Below are 16,962 nucleotides of genomic sequence, written 5' to 3'. Positions count from 1 at the left end.
TTCGGCTCTCAACCCAACGGATCAAGCTGTTGAAACCATTGGATGCGCTAGCCGTGCCAAGAGAAATCCCCTTCCGCACAAAAAGGTTCCTTTTAATCAAGGGCTTGGCATGTAGTATCAGGGTGACGGAAACCTGGAAATAGCATGAGCAACATCGGATATGGTCGCATCAGCACGACCGAACAGAGCTTGGATTTGCAGGTTGCTGCCCTGAAAGCGGCAGGATGCTCAGCGATCCTCACTGACGAAGGTTTCTCTGGCGCCGATTTCTCACGACCCGGGCTGAGCAAGCTACTCCGCACTCTTCGTCACGGCGACACGCTCACCGTTTGGCGCCTCGATCGACTTGGCCGATCACTTTTCGAGCTTCTGGCGCTCGTCCGCGACCTAAATAAAAGGGGCATCGAATTTCGTTCCATTAGTGAAAACTTAGATACGAGCACCTCAGCTGGAAGACTGCTGCTACATGTGCTAGCGAGTATGGCAGAATTCGAGCGATCTCTCATCAGCGAGCGAACCCGTGCGGGAATGGCTGCAGCTCGCGCTCGCGGCAGCCGGATCGGCAGACGACCTGCCATGACATCAGAGCAACTTGAAGATGCTCGGATATCGATCGAGCAGGCTGGAAAAACTGTCGGCGAGGTGGCCGACAGTTTTCACGTGCATCCACGGACGCTATCGCGCCTCTTGAAGCAGCAAGCGGCAGTTAGGTGCCAGTGAAGCGCGTCGCTCTCAATTCGCCGCAAAAATCAAATTCAATGAGGATTGCAGTCGTTTCTTCCTCTGACCGAAGCCAGTAGTCAGCGGCGCGGGCACTATTCAGCACTTCTTGCACCCAGCGGCCACCGACAGCGGGACGAAGACCATCTTCAGCAGCGAACATCCGGGCGAGAAGGCGCGTCACTTCGCCGTATGTTCGATCCTGCCGAAACCAAGTCAGGTATTCATGGCCGCACAGCTTCCGAAGGTCGCCGTCATAACAAGGAGGAAACGGTTCGGGATCATGCTGTAGAACCCGGCATAGATCCCGGAGCGTGAGCCGTGATCCATCACGCAACTCGGAGATGTCCTTGGTGTTGATGTAGTATTCGAATTGGTTCCGAAAGAACCGGCGGGTGTCGTCGATATTGTCAGGCATTCGAGGCTCTTTTCGTGAATGGGACGCGCTAGGGGGACGCCATCTTGAGAAATTGCGTGGGATCCGTCCAAAATGGTCAAAACATTCCGAAATACGGATCGCTCGTCATCGGGTTCTCTGTTTCTAATGCTGCCTGACGCATGCTGTTCCGCTGCTGCTGACGGACGATGAGTTCTGCCTGTATGTTCGCAACTGCGACTCCCTTAGCTTCACGGCGCTTGACGAAATTGCCATCCGCACGCTGGTCACGCTTGCGCTCTTCCTTCTGCTCATCCGTCATGTGTGAAAGATCCTCATTCGGCTTATCACGAACCTTCCGGCGACTTGAATTGCGCAACTCCCTGCCTTCGCCTGAACGCCAGCTATCCACATCGCGGCGCCGCCGCCAATTTTCATCTCCGTCACGCCGCTTTTCTTCTTCAAACCGCTTCTTTGCCTCGCGGATTTGATATTTCAATTCCGCCAACCGGCGCTCCTTGTTAGGCTGCCTGGCAAGCTCTTCATACCTTTCCTGCAGTTCCCGGAGTTCCCTCAGCCGACGGTCAAAAGGCGTCAGCCTGATCTGCGGAGGAATGAAGGTGAAGGTGTCGTCATCACTCGCGTCTGCCATTAGTAAGTCCTCTTATGTTGGTTACACGGGGACTTATAGCGGCGAGGCAATGGAACCGCGGTGGGTTATGAGCGAGAGGGGTCTGACTAGATTCAAAGCCGGAGCAGCCCATTTCGGACCATCCCGAAGTCCGGAAGCACCCTCCAAAGAGCGTGAACTTTTGGCCGTTATTATAATTAACAATACGTAATAAATTATACTCTTAATAAACAAGAATAGACCGGACGAAAGTTCACGCTCTTTACGGCTCAGACACTCGGTCGCCTGCGGCTCCCTCCCTGCGCGGCCTTCGGCCTTGCCCGCGCCGTTGGCGCAGACCAGTGAACGAACGCCCGGTAGTTCAAGATTCTTCGAGAATAATAAGCCATTTAGATTTGAAGGCATCAGCCAGCATTGGAGAACATTCCGGCTGGTCGCCTGCGGCTCCCAGCAACGGAGATCCCTCGGCCGTTTCGATTTCCGTGCTCTCAGTGGCCCGGCTGGCGAGAATGCATCAGACTCGCTACCAACGCCCCACCTTTAGTGTGTTAGCGCTTGTTGACTCAAGGATTCACCGGGGCGCGCTCCGTCGCTTGGGACGACTGATTGAGTGCAATTGCCCCGAATGCTCGCCAGTTAGCTCCTGCGTCGATTTTGGCTCAGGAGGTTAAAGCGACCGGATCGTCGCCAGCACGGAGAGCATCCCCATCAAGACGATTGATTTTTTCTAGGACTTCGATGTGCGCTGTGCGGACTAAGGTCCAGGCCCTATTGTCCTCTTCGTCCAGGCGCAGGAGGCTACCCGGCACCGGGTTGACGCGGACAGAAAGACAGCGCGCTTCCGCCCATCGTCCATCCACTGCACGGACTATTGGGATCTGAATGCCACTAGATCGACAAGGAGACCAGATCGTTTGCCCGAGCGGCCCCACAACGCGCCGTCGCTTCATGCATCAAGCATGTCATAAGATGAGCGCGGATATGTTTTCGACGCTGGCGACCAAGGCATTCCGGCGGTGACAATGGAGTCCAGATCTGCCTATTCAAAACAATTCGGTTGAGCGGTTGTGGTTGCTCTTATTGGCACCCAGTAGAACGCCGAATACAACTCAGGAGAGTCGAGCGACCTTTACATTGACGACGAAAACGGTGTTTTTCAGTCATACTGTCAAGTTAATGTAAACTTAGCGTCAAGGTCGGGCATTGTTTTGAGCGATTTTCGCTTTCCGCGTCAAGGTCGAGCACAACTTTAAATAGGTATTTGTCAAGGTCTAGGCGCCTCGACCTTTACCTAGATGGCGCTTGGAAGCGATTTAGGTAAAGGTCGGGTAGGGTGGTTGGGCTGGTCAGCTTAATCGAGCAACGAGATCATCCGCGCTGAGATGGGTGTAACGCTTAAGCATGCGCAACTCTCGGTGGCCCGATATGCTGCTGACTTCGATCATGTTAAGCCCACGTTCGAATAGTCGGCTGACGCCTTCATGGCGAAGATCATGGAAACGAAGGTTCTTGATCCCAGCGCGGACCAGAACGCGACGCCAAGTCTGCTCCAATGCTCCGGGGCTCATCGGAAAAATAGTAGATGCATCTACTTCTGCTTGAGCCTTCCACTCTGTCAGCGCGTCAAACGCTCGCTGAGAGAGTGGCACCTCCCTCCCCGATCCGTTCTTTGTCATCGTCAGCGTGATTACGCGCCGGTTATGCGAGATGTCGGACCATTCCAGCCCAAGGATCTCTCCACGGCGCATCCCAGTCTCGATCGCAATGATGACGATCGTCCGGAAAAATTGGATCTTCCCAGCGTCGCAACCATCAAGAAGCCGTTGCTCCTCGTCACCTGTCAGGCGTCGGCTGCGTTCATTCCGTATGACCGGACGACGAACGAGCTTAACGACGTTCTTCGCCAGCGGCATTCCCCAATCACGGGTAGCGACCTCGAGGACGTGGCTCAAGATCGCCATCTCACGGACCGTCGTAGATGGAGCTACGGTTTGGAGTCGCTCATCGCGAAACGATGCGATGTCTTGCTGGCTGAGGCCTATCAACGTCCGATGCGAGAGATCATGGCGACGAAGCACGTTAATTCGCTGATCCTCCTGAACCGCGCCACGCTTAGTAGGCGTGATCTCGCGTTGATAGCGCTCTAGAAGAGCTCCGAGCGTCGTGCTCTCGAGGATCTTTGTATCGGGTGCAGCGCCGAAGCGGTCAACCTGCGCTTCTAGATCTCGCGCCCACTTCTCGGCATCGACCTTGCTGTCAAAGCTTTTGGCCCGGGGCTTCATGCCACGACGACGAACCTGTGCTTGCCAGCGTCCTCTAAGTTTTCTGATCGTTGCCATCTCAATCTCCGTTTGTGATCGAGTTGATGCGTAGGATGCCCCGTAGAGGGGGCCAAGGGTAATTCCGGCACCCGAGTGGCGAAGATTAACCGCGATACAAAACAGCTTGGTGAAGCCGCCAGGAGGTCCTTGCTCCCTAAAGGCCGATGTAGTTTGATAGCTGCGGGTAAAGGGTCTGTTCTATGCGTAATCGACTTCGAGTTGCGTTCGCTGGCGTTGTGCTATCGCTCCTATCAATATCCGGTGCTTCTGCCGCAACAAAGACGTTCGGCCCCTTCATCGTTGATGACGCAAATCCCGGCATCATCGCGCTCAGCGGCGACATCGACGTCAACTCTGGCTTGAACTTCAGGCGGGCACTTCAGGCGGCACCGAACGCGAAGCTCGTCACGCTTAACAGCCCAGGCGGTAACGTGCAGATGGGTCTGCTGATCGCAGACGACATCCATCAGCGGAAGCTGGCGACCTACATACCGAAGGAGAGCAAATGCTTCTCGGCGTGTTCGTTCGTATTCCTCGCCGGCGATGAGCGGAAAGTCGACGGCGCACTCGGAGTCCACCAGATTTCGTCTGACTCACCCGATCTGGTCGGTGCACAGCTCGCTATCTCGGACATCATCGAGGTGCTGAACCGGTTCGGAACGCCGATGGATGTGATGCACATCATGTTTAAGACGCCACCAGACGACATGCATATCTTCAGCCAGGAAGAGGTGACGCAATACAAGCTCAACCGCGCTGCCGGCTCTGGAACTTCAACAGAGGGCGCTGTAGATGCACCCGCTTCAATCGCAAGCGTGGATAGGAAGACCGATGAGCGAACGACGAGCGGCGACGTCTCGACTGAGACGGCCATCGCCTCGGTAGCACCGGAGGCTAACCAGCAGGCTAAGCTGTCCACATTGGAAGAGTTCACGCGCCGTCCGAACCGGATAGCGGTCTACACGGGCCTGGATCTCTTCGGCGACGATATATCATCGATACGTGTGACGGACGCAGGGGAATGCGCAAAGAGCTGTCTTGTCATGGATGGCCAATGCAAGGCGTTCACCTTCAATGCCAATCCCAAGATCAAGCGAGGGCCTAACTGCTTTCTGAAGTCCAGCGCAGGTCGGGCCGACGGCAACAGCGTGGCATTCTCTGGCCGCTTCTTGAGTGGAGCTGAGTCAGATCCTGGTGCCCTGACCTTGGGAACGATCGATCCCACCACCGCGCTGTATGACGATATCGATCTGCCTGGTGGAGATCTATCTCGCCGACCAGAGCGCGCCGCGAAGACACCACTCGATTGCCGTCTGGCTTGCATCGACGAGAAGCGCTGCGTGGCGTTCACATATATCAAGCCGAAGAAGGAGTGCTGGCTCAAGGGCGCTATCGGCACACCTATGTTCGGCAAGGGTATGGTCTCGGGGCTGAAGAAGCTAGAGACGTTCGCACCTGCTCAGATTATAAGCCTGAACTAATCTACTTGGCGGGCAAGGCAGCGAGTCTGTCCCGGAACGTTCTATCAAGCCGTATCACAGCATCCACCATGTAATCGATGATTTCCGGCCACTGCTCCCGATCAAAGACATTCCCTGGTCGCTCACCCTTGATCCTGCATGCACGCTTATCGTCCAACCTCTCCCACGTCAGGGTCTCGCCGTAGCTCTCTTCGATTTCGGCTCGGTCACGGATTAATGTATCAAAGAGCTCCTCGTTCGACTCTTTGCTGCCTACATCGATGTAGATTTCAACGCGTGCGCGCTCTCGTCTGACGACCAGCGCAAGGCTAATTCCTCGACGACCTGTATTTACACTGAGCCAGTTACGGATTCCCGGAGCGACTGTTCGAAAGAGATCTGTGCGAGGATTAATTACGGCTAGCAGGGAGGACCAAAACTCGCGCCGTAGCGTGTATCGTGTTTTCTCTGCCTCGACACCCTCGACCTCATCCTGAGCCTTATTGGCCAGGCCGATCATGAAATCCTCCGCGTCTTTCGTCGGAATGATCTGATCTATCGTTAGGAATAGATCATCGCCTCGCGAGAAAGGCGTCACGCGAAAACATTGGATCCGGAGTTTGAAGCTCGACAACCAAAGAACGGTCGAAGTCACTTCTTTGCGGAAATTCGCAGCGACTAGCATGATACGCTGAGTGACGCCCTTATTCAGAACGACATCCTGATACTCATCCGCATCGAGAAAGGCGCACAGCTCGTCTTCCGCCTTGGCACCAAAGGAGTGTCGATCGAGGTAGGATTGAAAAATCTGCCGTATGTCATCCTTGGTCAGGCGAGAACAATATGAAGCATATTTCATCGCCTGCCAGGTGACGTCTCTGCCGGTGTCGTCGAGCTTGTTCTCGATGATCACCAACGATCCCTGCTTGTCGATTGCGAGGAGATCGAGGCGCTCCGATGTATCGGAGAATCCCGCGAACTCTTTCTGGATGATTAGCAGTTCTTCGCCTAACGCATCCGGCTTATTCGCTAACCACTCCTGGAGATGCGCCCGCTCCCGGAATCCTAGCTCGGAGAAAGATCTTGGTTTGAGCTTCTCTATCCGGTTTTGGTCTTTTTCAATTTTGAACATTTATCGCTCATTAATCTCAGCTACACCCCGAGGAAGGACGCATCGCCAGTTGCCCACCCGAGCCGGAGCCGAATTCCGCTCTCAAGGTTCACCTATGCTTGCACTGTCCGTTTAGTGATCGATGCCATCTGAACATCCGACTAGATTGAGATAATTAGTAGGAAGCGGTGTGAAGGAGCCGAAGGCTGATATGGCAGCAGCTCAACCTGAGAAGTCACAGGTTGTAGCCTTCGCTAGTTTGCCGATGTGGCTTTCATCAACGAGAGAGAAGGAAGATTGGAGCGAGCCGAAATGATTTCATTCGCGCACGCTGCCAAGTCTATTAGAAACGCGAAAGCTAGTTGTCGTGACTGCGTCAAATTCTCCAGCGTCTCGCCTTCACTCAAGAAAACATCGCGACCATCTGAAATAAGATATCTCATTTTATCCGTCAGATGAGTTGGATCCGCCAAGGCTTGTTGCAGCTCTCTTATCCCCTTCGCCATTCTCCTGATCTCGACGCCCGAGTCGAGCAGTCGAGCTAGCACCTTGAATGTTACGAGATCCCCGAAGGTAAACTTCCTCGCGTTTCCGCGTCCCCTCACAGCTGAGCCGGAGGGCGTGACGAAGCGCTCTCGGACGAGATAGTCCACCATCGTCGAGGACAATCCGGTCAGCTGCACAACCTTTTTTGCGGAAAAAGTTTCGGAGACCACCAAAATTCATAGTCCATAGCTGACCTATGAACTTATTTACTATATATTGCGTTCTGAGTCGATAGGTTGGTTGTAGCGACCTTAGTCGAGCTTTATGGTCCGCTCACACAGGAGCAATATGATGACCGCCGGGATCGTTTCATTCGAAGCCAGAGATTTTGCTCGGGGCTTCATAGCCGCACTTATTGAGATGGGAAATTCTTCTCTCCAGCCGAAGAACCCCGAACATCGCCTCGGCCTATATAGGGTATGGAAATACCTGGAAGAGCGCGCCGACGAGGCGCGGAAAAATGAGACCTCTCGTGATTGGTATAAATCTCTAGTTCGAATCAGAAATCGGGTCTCTCCTGGCAGCACCGGCTCCTTTGATCAATTTCAAACCGACTTACGCGATTTGCAGCTAAGTCTGACGGAGTCTCCGAACCCTAGTTACGAAGAAATTTCGTTTAGCGTTTCACAGCCTTTTGCGAAATCACTTCTTGGACACTTTGGACATCACGAAAGCGAGCTTGTGCGCAATGCTGCGCGATTGTTCCTGGAAAGCTCAGGCGCTTCGAATGCTGCAAGCCATTGAGGAATTGCAGAGGCGCTGGCGCGAGAACGGAATTCTTCAGGCAACTGAAAACGCTCTCTCTGAAATTGGATTCGACGACGTCTATGTAGACGACTGTCTTAACCGGCCACAAGACCATCGCGCAAAGGTGGTGAAAGACGGAATCTGGGGCATGATCGAAATCGACGCGGCGAGCCTGCGTCTCCTCGATTGCCCGATTGTTCAAAGATTGAGGGGCATCCACCAACTCGGTTTTTCTTACCTTACTTACCCCTCTGCTGAGCATTCGCGGTTCGCACATAGTCTGGGTATGTTTGGTGTCGTTTCGCGGTTTCTCAACGAAATCAGAAAGCGCGACATTTCAGGTTCAAGTCCGGGAGATCCCTATTCAGACTGGATGCCAACTGTCGAACAAAAAGCTATCGCTGAACACGCCGCGATACTTCACGACATTGGGCACATGCCGTTCTCGCATGTTACAGAACAGATACTACACGCACACGCTACAGAGTTCTTCTGCGGGCCGATATCGGTTGACGATTTCTTGATTGACGCGGAAGATTTGGTGGGCAAAAGCAAACTCGCCGAGTTGATCTCCATTGCAATTGTCCTAACCGCAAGGTTTGGAAGATTTTACGAAAATTACATCTCTCCCCAGAAAAACTCACTAAACCCGCTGCGGATTGCCGCGCTGATTGCGGGAAAAGCTGCTGAACCGGAACTTAACGGGTTAGCCAATCTCATTTCAGGCGCTTCAATCGACGCGGATAAAATTGATTACATTAACCGCGATGCCGCCGCATGTGGGATCGCGGTTGGTGTGGACGTAAGTAGATTATTCCTTCGATCGCGCTTCCTTTCTGTTAAGCCAAAGGAGCTTCAGAGGCTTCGATCCCAGCCGACGACTCCTTCCGATGAAGAAGTGATTTTTGTAGTCAATACTTCCGGATTGGATAGCATCGAGGAGATAGGACAAGCGAGATCCACGCTCTATCATCGCGTGTATCTGCATCAGACCACCAGAAATGCGGAAAGGGTGCTAGGGAAAGCGCTGCAGTCTTATGATGTAACTTCACAAGACTTCACGAACGCTCTTAACCTATGGACCAGCGATGACTTCGGCCTGCTGAAAGCGGTAGCAAACTCGCAGAACGAGGGGGCGTCGCACCTTGCTAAGCGGCTGAGGGGGAGACAGCTTCCAAAGAGAGCGAATGCATTTGGTCGGCGCTTCGTGAGCTTAAACACTCCCGTCAAAGACATATTCCCGTCTATGGACGATAGGTCCAGACGTGTATTGTCCAAGCAAATAGTTGGCACCAGCCTCGAACAGCTACGCTCTAACACGCTGGTTGGGAAGAGGCAGCTTGATTTCGAAGAGAAAATTGCAAGCGAGGCCGTGAGACTTTCCGAACTTCTTCGAAGTCGCGGCTACAATGAATATCCGGAGGGAAGACCTCTCGTATCTGTATTGCCTATGCCGAACATAGAAGAAAACAGAGAAGACTGCATCGTTCTAGATGGAGATCAGCTAAACTTAACGTCGTTCAGCAGTGTATCAGATGAGCAGATGGAAGCCGCTGACATTATGAAATCGACAGGTTATGTTTTGTGCGATTACCCATGGAGGAACTTAGTGTTTCTTGCATCTCGCGCTGCATTTTACGAAGTTTCTAGCGAAGAGCACGATATAACGCTTGAACCGTATCCGGGCCAGAGTCTTACAGTTAAGGCGACAAGTCGAGTCATTCTAAGCTCCGACGCCGTTTCTCAAAGAATCCGGATGACCCGAGAAGATCTTCGTATCACACTCAAGCGGGCGGATGAAGTCGGCTATTTCGACTCAGCACCTAGACTATCCCCTCTAAGCTTCCCTGGCTCTGACCTCGACCAAGCTGCTTCCCACCTCTCCAATTTCAAAGGACAAGGCAACTGGAGTGTAACCCCTAACTCCGTCGGGGCGTTTATTTCCCAATTTCCACCCCGATTCCGAAAAGAGGTCCTTGGCCTAATCAGCTCGTTCAGCATGTTTGGTCGTTCCGAACTCGCCGGGTCAATCTCCAATGGGGTTGGATCTATTACCCTCGGTGGAAAAAGGGGATTTATAACTGCGTTATCTCCAGATAGCGGCAATGCCGTCCGGACGATAGTCGAACACGAACTTTCTGCGGGACTGAAAGAACGAGGCTGGGAGTTTAAGAAAGGCATTCGAGATATTTTTGGAGAAGCTCAGCCTGGAGATCATATAGTCCTTTGTGACGATAATGTTACATCGGGTTCGCAAGCGATATGTCAGTTTCTTGCCTGGCTAGGAGTTCCTAAAGAAAAATGGACAGAAGAGCAGCGCTTAGAAAGAGGTATAGAGAGCGCAAAACTTGATGATCGCGACATAGAACTTCTAAGAGAGCTTAAATTAACAATAGTAGTTACTTCCGGATCCAAGGCTGCTGAAGAGAACATTCGCAATGCGCTGACCTTACTGGGCTTCGATTTTTTTCTTGGTATTCACTTTCAGCGGACAATCGGCGATCATCCCGTAGATGTTTCCTCAAATCTTCGCTTGTTTCTCGAGGACGTAGGCGCCAATGTTTTGGCGTGGTGTCGTCACCAGAGCAAAGATCTTTCTGCGCTTGACGATGCGGAGCGCGAAAAGTGTAAAAATGATTCGTTCGGATACCACGGTGCGGGAGCTTTGATGTGCTCTCCCCTAAACGTCGCCGTCGGCACGATAACCGCCTTCTGGGCGCCCGGATACTACAATGGCGCGCCCTGGGTCCCTCTGCTTTTGAGACGAGGCTATCTGAATCATCTTGTCCTGACTTGACGACAGTTCAAACGCCCTCCCAAGCTCCTATGCGCCTCCAGTGTGGCCCAGGCGAGAAGATCCTGCCCATAGCGAGCTAAATCAGCGACAAAATCCGTGAAAAATATAAAACAGCCTTACGGCCAAAGGATCAATGGCGGAGAGGGTGGGATTCGAACCCACGGTGCCCTCGCAGGCACGCCGCATTTCGAGTGCGGTGCTTTCGACCACTCAGCCACCTCTCCGCTTTGCTGGTCGGCGCATGTTGCGCGGGCTGTCTCATAGCGGCGAAAAATCGGACTGGCAAGGGGCGAAATGCAAGTCTTGATATCCTTTCGTCTTGACAGTTTTTTGTCTCTCGCGTAATTCCGCACGCATTCAGGTGTGGAAAACCATTCCGACTTGAAAATTGCGGAGAGTTCACAGGAATTCCACGCTAAATCACCGGCAGACCCGTTCCTGAAGTTTTATCTTTCGTAACCCTGCTAAAGACCGACTGACAAAAAGACGGCCCTTCTTCGGAAGAGAGCCGGAACGAACATGAAAGGATATAAAATGTTCGCAGTCATCAAGACCGGCGGTAAACAGTACCGCGTGGCCGCCAACGACGTGCTTACCATCGAAAAGCTGGAAGCCGAAGCTGGTGCAATCATCGAATTCAACGAAATCCTGGTCGTCGGCGTTGGCGCCGATGCCAAGATCGGCGCACCGTTTGTTTCGGGTGCAACGGTCAAGGCCGAAGTTGTCGAGCATAACCGTGGCAAGAAGGTTCTGTCCTTCAAGAAGCGTCGCCGTCAGAATTCCAAGCGAATTCGCGGTCATCGCCAGCATCACACGGTCGTCCGCATCACCGACATTCTCGGCTAATCAGGTTTCGAAGGTAAAGGAGAGCTCCCATGGCACATAAAAAAGCTGGCGGTTCGTCGCGTAACGGTCGCGATTCTCAGTCCAAGCGCCTTGGCGTGAAGAAGTTCGGTGGCGAAAATGTCGTCGCAGGCAACATTCTTGTGCGCCAGCGCGGTACGCAGTGGCATCCGGGCGCCAATGTTGGCCTCGGCAAGGACCATACGATTTTTGCGCTCACCGCAGGCAACGTGGATTTCCGCACGAAGGCTAACGGCCGCGTATACGTGTCCGTCATGCCGAAAGCGGAAGCCGCAGAATAAAGCCGGCAAGCGTTATGCAACCGGCGTCTCATCGACCCGGTTGAACGTTAAAGGTTCAGTCAAAGAAAAAAGGGAAGATGGGGCGCTACCCATCTTCCCTTTTTCTTTTTACCCTTGAGGAGACTGAACCATGCAAGTCGAATTGTTGAGGGCGAGCCAATCCCGGCCGCCGGAAGAACGGCTACGGCCGGACCGGTCAGAGGATCGGTCGAGAAGCGAGTGCCCTGTCTTACTGTCGCCGAGACTGGTTCTCCGCGCTCCCCATAAAGAAGACATCGACGCACTTGCCCATCTCGCCAACAATGCTGCCGTTGCGACCATGGTGTCGCGCATGCCGCATCCCTACACGGCGAAAGACGCAGCCGATTTCGTGCGACGCACGAATGCCGGCGAGATTGGCAAATGCGTCTATGCCATTACGCGAGGAAACGACGGGGCATTTCTGGGTTGCTGCGCCTTGGAGCCGCAACAGGACGAACGCACACTCGAAATCGGCTATTGGCTCGGCGAACCCCATTGGAACAAGGGATACGGCACTGAAGCTGCCCATGCGTTGATCGACATGGCCTTTCGCACCAGAAGCGAAATCGACCAGATTGATGCGCGTTGCCGGGTTACCAACATCCCGTCCAAGCGGGTTATCCAGAAATGCGGCTTCCAGTTTCAGGGTGCCGGCATGATCGATTGCCTGGCGGAAAGCGCCATGGTGCCGGTCGAATGGTTCCGGCTGGACCGGAAGACCTGGATATCGTTGAGAAGCTGGGGAGAGCTGAGATGAACGCCGCGGTCGTAGAAAGAACTGCCGAGACACGCCTTTCGCCTGGTCCCTGCCCGGTCATCCGTTCTCAGAGGCTGATTTTGCGCCCGCATAGGCTTGCCGATGCGGATGCGATCGCCGTGTCGCTTGCCGATTTCAAGGTTGCCCGCATGCTGTCCCGCGTCCCGCAGCCCTATCATCGGGATGATGCGCTGGACTGGTTGGTGCGCCAGACCTCGGGCCTGATGCCGGACTGGAACCTCGCCATCACCACTGGCGACGACATCCATATCGGCGTCGTCGGCATGGAATTGCGCAGGAAAGGCTGGCACCTGGGTTACTGGCTGAACCGGTATTACTGGGATCATGGCTACATGACTGAAGCGGCTGCCGCCGTTCTGGAGCGTTTCTTCCGGCGCATGCCGGATGCAACGGTCCATTCGGGCGCTTATGCCGACAACCTTGCTTCGCTTAACGTCCAGCGAAAGCTGGGCTTCAGGATTGTCGATGCGGGAGAGGTTTTCTCCATGGCACGCAACCGCATGGTGCCGCATATCGAAACGATTATCGAAGCCGGCGACCTGAATTTGCCAAAGCCTCGATGAAAACAACCGTCCTTCCCTGGCGCCTGCCGGGGGAGGGCATCGTGATCACGCCGGACCGGCAAATGATCCGAGCTTATCGTCCATGCCGATACCGTATTGCACGTTATAGCTGACGACCTTCATGATAATCTTTGACCTCAAAGGCAACGAACGGTATCGAAACGCACCAGTAGGCGTCCAGAAACCCCTGATGACGTTGCGTAACACAAGACTGACGGCAACAAGATGAAATTTCTCGACGAGACAAAAGTCTATATTCGTTCCGGCGACGGCGGTGCCGGCGCAGTCTCGTTCCGACGGGAAAAATTCGTGGAGTTCGGCGGACCGGATGGCGGCGATGGCGGTCGTGGCGGCGATGTCTGGATCGAGGCCGTGAATGGTCTCAACACACTGATCGACTTCCGCTTCCAGCAGCATTTCAAGGCCAAGATCGGCACCCATGGCATGGGCCGCAATCGCACCGGCGCCAATGGTGAAAGCGTGACGTTGAAAGTGCCGGTCGGCACGCAGATCTTCGAGGAAGACAACGAAACACTGATCATCGACATGATCAAGGAAGGCCAGAAGTTCCGTGTTGCCAAGGGTGGCAATGGCGGCTTCGGCAATACCCATTTCAAAAGCCCCACCAACCAGGCACCCAACTGGGCAAATCCCGGCCTCGAAGGCGAAGAAAAGACAGTCTGGCTGCGGTTGAAGCTGATCGCCGATGCCGGTCTCGTCGGCCTGCCGAATGCCGGAAAGTCGACCTTTTTGGCCTCTGTCACCCGCGCCCGGCCGAAGATCGCCAACTATCCGTTCACGACACTTCATCCCAATCTCGGCGTTGCGGCAATCGATGGGCGCGAATTCGTGCTGGCCGATATTCCGGGCCTGATCGAAGGTGCCCATGAGGGTGTCGGACTCGGTGACCGCTTCCTCGGCCATGTGGAGCGCACCCGTGTGCTGCTGCATCTGGTCTCCTCACTGGAGGAATATGTCGGCAAGTCCTATAAGACGGTAAAGGCCGAACTTGAAGCCTATGGCGGCGGCCTCACCGACAAGCAGGAAATCGTCGCACTGTCGCAGATCGATATTCTCGATGAAAAGGAACTGAAAAAGAAGGCGAAGGAGCTGGAAAAAGCCTGCGGCCAGACGCCGTTTCTTATTTCCGCCATCACCGGAAAAGGCATGACCGAAGTGCTGCGCGCCCTTCGTGATGTGATCATCGAAGCAAGCGAAGGCGATGAGACTGCCCTGCCGGATCGATCGGCACCGCTGCAGGAATTCGACGAGGACGACGAGCAATGACTGGCGGCAACGTGACGGCTCGCAAAGCGCTTTCCAGCTATCGCCGCGTCGTCATCAAGATTGGTTCGGCACTGCTCGTCGATCGCAAGACCGGCCTGAAAGCGGCTTGGCTAGACAGCATCTGCAGCGATATCGCAGCACTGAAATCGGCGGGTGTCGATGTTCTTGTCGTGTCGTCGGGCGCAATCGCTCTGGGCCGCACTGTGCTCGATTTCCCGTCGGGCGCATTGAAGCTGGAGGAGAGCCAGGCTGCTGCTGCAGTTGGCCAGATCGCGCTTGCGCGTGCATGGTCGGAAAGCCTGTCGCGGGACCGGATCGTTGCCGGCCAGATCCTGCTGACGCTGGGCGATACGGAGGAGCGTCGCCGTTACCTCAATGCTCGCGCAACCATAAAGCAACTGCTCAAGATCGGCGCTGTGCCGATCATCAACGAGAACGACACCGTCGCTACATCGGAAATCCGCTATGGCGACAATGACCGGCTTGCTGCGCGCGTTGCGACCATGACGGGTGCGGACCTGCTGGTGCTTCTTTCGGATATTGACGGGCTCTACACCGCGCCCCCGCATCTCGACCCCGATGCAAAGTTTTTGGATGTCATTCCGGCCATTACACCGGAAATCGAGGCGATGGCCGGCGGTGCAGCATCCGAACTGTCGCGTGGCGGCATGCGCACCAAGATTGATGCCGGCAAGATTGCCACCGGCGCCGGTTGCGCCATGATCATCGCCTCGGGCAAGACCGACCATCCGCTGCAGGCGATCGAGCAGGGAACGCGCTCCTCATGGTTTGCACCTTCCGAAATGCCGGTTACGGCGCGCAAGACCTGGATTGCCGGGCAGCTGCAGCCGGCCGGTGAGCTCCATATCGATGACGGTGCGGAGAAAGCGCTCGGCCTCGGAAAAAGCCTGTTGCCGGCAGGTGTACGCCGTATAGAAGGTCATTTTCACAGGGGCGACACGGTTGCCATCATCGGCACCGATCACCACGAAATTGCACGCGGTCTGGTAAGCTACGATGCCGAAGAGGCACGTCAGATAACGGGTCGGAAATCGTCGGAAATCGAAGCGATATTGGGTTATGCCGGTCGCGCCGCCATGGTCCACCGCGGTGACCTGGTGATGACGGGCGGACTTCGGTCCAAGGTGAACCGCAAAGAGGATGTCGTCCATGCTGGATAAGGTTTCGACGCGCGATGTCGACGCGGTGATGGCCGAGATCGGCCGCAATGCCAGGATCGCGGCACGTCAACTCGCCATCGCCTCGACGGAGGCGAAGAACAAGGCACTTCATGCCATGGCGGACGCAATCGTCGCCAATACGGACAAGATCCTTGCCGCCAACGCCGAGGACCTGAGACAGGTCGAAGGCAAGGGCCTGCTGCCCTCCTTTCTCGACCGCCTGACGCTGACGGAAAAAAGCGTCGCCGGTATGGCACAGGCCCTTCGCGAAATCGCCGATTTCAAGGACCCGGTCGGTGAAGTGATCGCTGCCTGGGATCGCCCGAACGGGCTTCAGATCGAGCGTGTCCGCACGCCGCTCGGCGTTATCGGCGTCATTTATGAAAGCCGCCCGAATGTGACGGCCGATGCCGGCGCGCTGTGCCTGAAAGCCGGCAATGCCGTGATCCTGCGCGGTGGCTCGGACTCAGCGCAATCATCGCAGGCTATTCATGATTGCCTCGTCACTGGTTTGAAGACTGCCGGTCTTTCGGAATATGCCATCCAGATCGTCCCGACGACCGATCGGGCTGCAGTCGGGTCCATGCTTTCCGGTCTCGATGGAGCGATCGACGTCATTGTTCCGCGCGGCGGCAAGAGCCTTGTCGCGCGCGTGCAGAGCGAAGCGCGTGTTCCTGTCTTTGCGCATCTTGAAGGTCTCTGCCACATCTATGTCGATGCATCTGCAGATCTCGAAATGGCGAAGAAGATCATCGTGAACGCCAAGATGCGGCGAACGGGTGTGTGTGGGGCCGCCGAGACGCTGCTGGTGGACAAGGCGGTGGTGGACACACATCTCCTTCCGCTGCTTCAGGCGCTGAAGGAAGCCGGTTGTGAAATTCGCGGATCGGCAGAAGTGTTGCTGGCTTGCCCGACAGCCGCTGCTGCGACGGAAGAAGACTGGCGCACCGAATATCTGGATGCGGTTATTTCTGTCGCCGTCGTTGATGGCATCGATGGCGCAATACACCACATCAACACCTATTCCTCCAGCCATACGGAAGCGGTGATTGCCGAAGATGCTGCCGTCGTTGCGCGTTTCTTCAACGAGATCGATTCCGCCATTCTTTTGCATAATGCCTCTACACAGTTCGCCGATGGCGGCGAGTTCGGCATGGGGGGAGAGATCGGCATCTCGACCGGCAAGATGCATGCCCGCGGACCCGTTGGTGTCGAGCAACTGACCTCGTTCAAATACCGCGTGCACGGCACCGGCCAGATTCGTCCATAGAGCTTCGG

The 16,962-nt window shown here is 55.0% G+C and carries 16 protein-coding genes and 1 tRNA gene; 11 read left to right on the top strand and 6 right to left on the bottom strand.

The window, feature by feature from the left end; genetic code table 11:
* Window positions 1-144 precede the first annotated feature (144 nt).
* Window positions 145-720 carry a recombinase family protein gene (locus tag FHP24_RS25240; RefSeq protein WP_139679011.1) on the top strand — a complete coding sequence of 192 codons (576 nt, stop codon included), beginning with the start codon at window positions 145-147 and terminating at the stop codon, window positions 718-720.
* Here the strand turns inward: FHP24_RS25240 and FHP24_RS25235 are convergent.
* From FHP24_RS25235 to FHP24_RS25225, 3 genes are all read right to left on the bottom strand, one after another.
* Window positions 707-1,138, bottom strand: a complete 432-nt coding sequence (locus FHP24_RS25235) for a hypothetical protein (RefSeq protein WP_139679010.1) — start codon at window positions 1,136-1,138, stop codon at window positions 707-709. The two genes, FHP24_RS25240 and FHP24_RS25235, sit on opposite strands and share 14 nt — an antisense overlap.
* 76 nt (window positions 1,139-1,214) lie before the next feature.
* Window positions 1,215-1,748 carry a hypothetical protein gene (locus FHP24_RS25230; protein ID WP_139679009.1) on the bottom strand — a complete coding sequence of 178 codons (534 nt, stop codon included), beginning with the start codon at window positions 1,746-1,748 and terminating at the stop codon, window positions 1,215-1,217.
* Between the two features lie 1,325 nt (window positions 1,749-3,073).
* The gene (locus FHP24_RS25225; protein WP_139679008.1) at window positions 3,074-4,066 is read right to left on the bottom strand and encodes a site-specific integrase; all 993 of its coding nucleotides are present in this window, start codon (window positions 4,064-4,066) and stop codon (window positions 3,074-3,076) included.
* A 182-nt stretch (window positions 4,067-4,248) separates the two neighbouring features.
* On the opposite strand from FHP24_RS25225, the gene FHP24_RS25220 reads away from it, so the two are divergent.
* Complete coding sequence (locus FHP24_RS25220; RefSeq protein WP_246091938.1) at window positions 4,249-5,529, top strand: PAN domain-containing protein; 1,281 nt, start codon at window positions 4,249-4,251, stop codon at window positions 5,527-5,529.
* A 1-nt stretch (window position 5,530) separates the two neighbouring features.
* On the opposite strand, the gene FHP24_RS25215 is transcribed toward FHP24_RS25220, so the two are convergent.
* A complete protein-coding gene (locus FHP24_RS25215; RefSeq protein WP_139679007.1) occupies window positions 5,531-6,640 on the bottom strand; it encodes a DUF4268 domain-containing protein in 1,110 nt (369 codons plus the stop codon).
* A gap of 233 nt (window positions 6,641-6,873) precedes the next feature.
* On the bottom strand, window positions 6,874-7,335 hold the full coding sequence (locus FHP24_RS25210) for a MerR family transcriptional regulator (protein WP_342782358.1): 462 nt from the start codon (window positions 7,333-7,335) through the stop codon (window positions 6,874-6,876).
* A 121-nt stretch (window positions 7,336-7,456) separates the two neighbouring features.
* Here FHP24_RS25210 and FHP24_RS28850 point away from each other — a divergent pair, with 121 nt between their 5' ends.
* Together FHP24_RS28850 and FHP24_RS25205 are read left to right on the top strand one after the other, a co-directional pair.
* Window positions 7,457-7,909 carry a hypothetical protein gene (locus FHP24_RS28850; protein WP_180356120.1) on the top strand — a complete coding sequence of 151 codons (453 nt, stop codon included), beginning with the start codon at window positions 7,457-7,459 and terminating at the stop codon, window positions 7,907-7,909.
* Window positions 7,893-10,709 carry an HD domain-containing protein gene (locus FHP24_RS25205; protein ID WP_180356119.1) on the top strand — a complete coding sequence of 939 codons (2,817 nt, stop codon included), beginning with the start codon at window positions 7,893-7,895 and terminating at the stop codon, window positions 10,707-10,709. Before FHP24_RS28850 ends, FHP24_RS25205 begins: the two co-directional genes overlap by 17 nt.
* A gap of 134 nt (window positions 10,710-10,843) precedes the next feature.
* Here FHP24_RS25205 and FHP24_RS25200 read toward each other — a convergent pair.
* A tRNA-Ser gene (locus FHP24_RS25200) sits at window positions 10,844-10,933 on the bottom strand.
* 310 nt (window positions 10,934-11,243) lie between these two features.
* Here FHP24_RS25200 and rplU point away from each other — a divergent pair.
* The 7 genes from rplU to FHP24_RS25165 all read left to right on the top strand — a co-directional run bounded on the left by rplU (window position 11,244) and on the right by FHP24_RS25165 (window position 16,954).
* Entirely contained in the window at window positions 11,244-11,555 is a 312-nt protein-coding gene (rplU, locus tag FHP24_RS25195) for a 50S ribosomal protein L21 (protein WP_139679004.1), read from the top strand.
* 29 nt (window positions 11,556-11,584) lie between these two features.
* Window positions 11,585-11,854 carry a 50S ribosomal protein L27 gene (gene rpmA, locus FHP24_RS25190; RefSeq protein WP_139679003.1) on the top strand — a complete coding sequence of 90 codons (270 nt, stop codon included), beginning with the start codon at window positions 11,585-11,587 and terminating at the stop codon, window positions 11,852-11,854.
* Between the two features lie 130 nt (window positions 11,855-11,984).
* On the top strand, window positions 11,985-12,632 hold the full coding sequence (locus FHP24_RS25185; RefSeq protein ID WP_139679002.1) for a GNAT family N-acetyltransferase: 648 nt from the start codon (window positions 11,985-11,987) through the stop codon (window positions 12,630-12,632).
* The gene (locus FHP24_RS25180; protein ID WP_139679001.1) at window positions 12,629-13,216 is read left to right on the top strand and encodes a GNAT family N-acetyltransferase; all 588 of its coding nucleotides are present in this window, start codon (window positions 12,629-12,631) and stop codon (window positions 13,214-13,216) included. Before FHP24_RS25185 ends, FHP24_RS25180 begins: the two co-directional genes overlap by 4 nt.
* 225 nt (window positions 13,217-13,441) lie before the next feature.
* Window positions 13,442-14,503 carry a GTPase ObgE gene (gene obgE / locus FHP24_RS25175; protein WP_139679000.1) on the top strand — a complete coding sequence of 354 codons (1,062 nt, stop codon included), beginning with the start codon at window positions 13,442-13,444 and terminating at the stop codon, window positions 14,501-14,503.
* Window positions 14,504-14,514: 11 nt separating this feature from the next.
* Window positions 14,515-15,684, top strand: coding sequence for a glutamate 5-kinase (gene proB / locus FHP24_RS25170; RefSeq protein WP_139679107.1), 1,170 nt, complete (start codon window positions 14,515-14,517; stop codon window positions 15,682-15,684).
* Window positions 15,674-16,954, top strand: coding sequence for a glutamate-5-semialdehyde dehydrogenase (locus tag FHP24_RS25165; protein WP_139678999.1), 1,281 nt, complete (start codon window positions 15,674-15,676; stop codon window positions 16,952-16,954). The genes proB and FHP24_RS25165 overlap by 11 nt, the downstream gene beginning before the upstream one ends.
* Window positions 16,955-16,962 lie beyond the last annotated feature (8 nt).

Origin of the sequence: Aliirhizobium smilacinae, from assembly GCF_006335145.1 — a bacterium.
GTDB classification, from domain to species: Bacteria; Pseudomonadota; Alphaproteobacteria; order Rhizobiales; family Rhizobiaceae; genus Neorhizobium; species Neorhizobium smilacinae.
This window is presented reverse-complemented; position numbering and strand designations above follow the sequence as displayed.

Coding starts and splice junctions, on each gene's coding strand:
- obgE (WP_139679000.1), top strand. CDS start 13,442: ATGAAATTTCTCGACGAGACAAAAGTCTATATTCGTTCCGGCGACGGC.
- FHP24_RS25235 (WP_139679010.1), bottom strand. CDS start 1,138: ATGCCTGACAATATCGACGACACCCGCCGGTTCTTTCGGAACCAATTC.
- FHP24_RS25185 (WP_139679002.1), top strand. CDS start 11,985: ATGCAAGTCGAATTGTTGAGGGCGAGCCAATCCCGGCCGCCGGAAGAA.
- FHP24_RS25225 (WP_139679008.1), bottom strand. CDS start 4,066: ATGGCAACGATCAGAAAACTTAGAGGACGCTGGCAAGCACAGGTTCGT.
- FHP24_RS25165 (WP_139678999.1), top strand. CDS start 15,674: ATGCTGGATAAGGTTTCGACGCGCGATGTCGACGCGGTGATGGCCGAG.
- rplU (WP_139679004.1), top strand. CDS start 11,244: ATGTTCGCAGTCATCAAGACCGGCGGTAAACAGTACCGCGTGGCCGCC.
- FHP24_RS25215 (WP_139679007.1), bottom strand. CDS start 6,640: ATGTTCAAAATTGAAAAAGACCAAAACCGGATAGAGAAGCTCAAACCA.
- FHP24_RS25220 (WP_246091938.1), top strand. CDS start 4,249: ATGCGTAATCGACTTCGAGTTGCGTTCGCTGGCGTTGTGCTATCGCTC.
- FHP24_RS28850 (WP_180356120.1), top strand. CDS start 7,457: ATGACCGCCGGGATCGTTTCATTCGAAGCCAGAGATTTTGCTCGGGGC.
- FHP24_RS25180 (WP_139679001.1), top strand. CDS start 12,629: ATGAACGCCGCGGTCGTAGAAAGAACTGCCGAGACACGCCTTTCGCCT.
- FHP24_RS25230 (WP_139679009.1), bottom strand. CDS start 1,748: ATGGCAGACGCGAGTGATGACGACACCTTCACCTTCATTCCTCCGCAG.
- FHP24_RS25205 (WP_180356119.1), top strand. CDS start 7,893: ATGCTGCAAGCCATTGAGGAATTGCAGAGGCGCTGGCGCGAGAACGGA.
- rpmA (WP_139679003.1), top strand. CDS start 11,585: ATGGCACATAAAAAAGCTGGCGGTTCGTCGCGTAACGGTCGCGATTCT.
- FHP24_RS25240 (WP_139679011.1), top strand. CDS start 145: ATGAGCAACATCGGATATGGTCGCATCAGCACGACCGAACAGAGCTTG.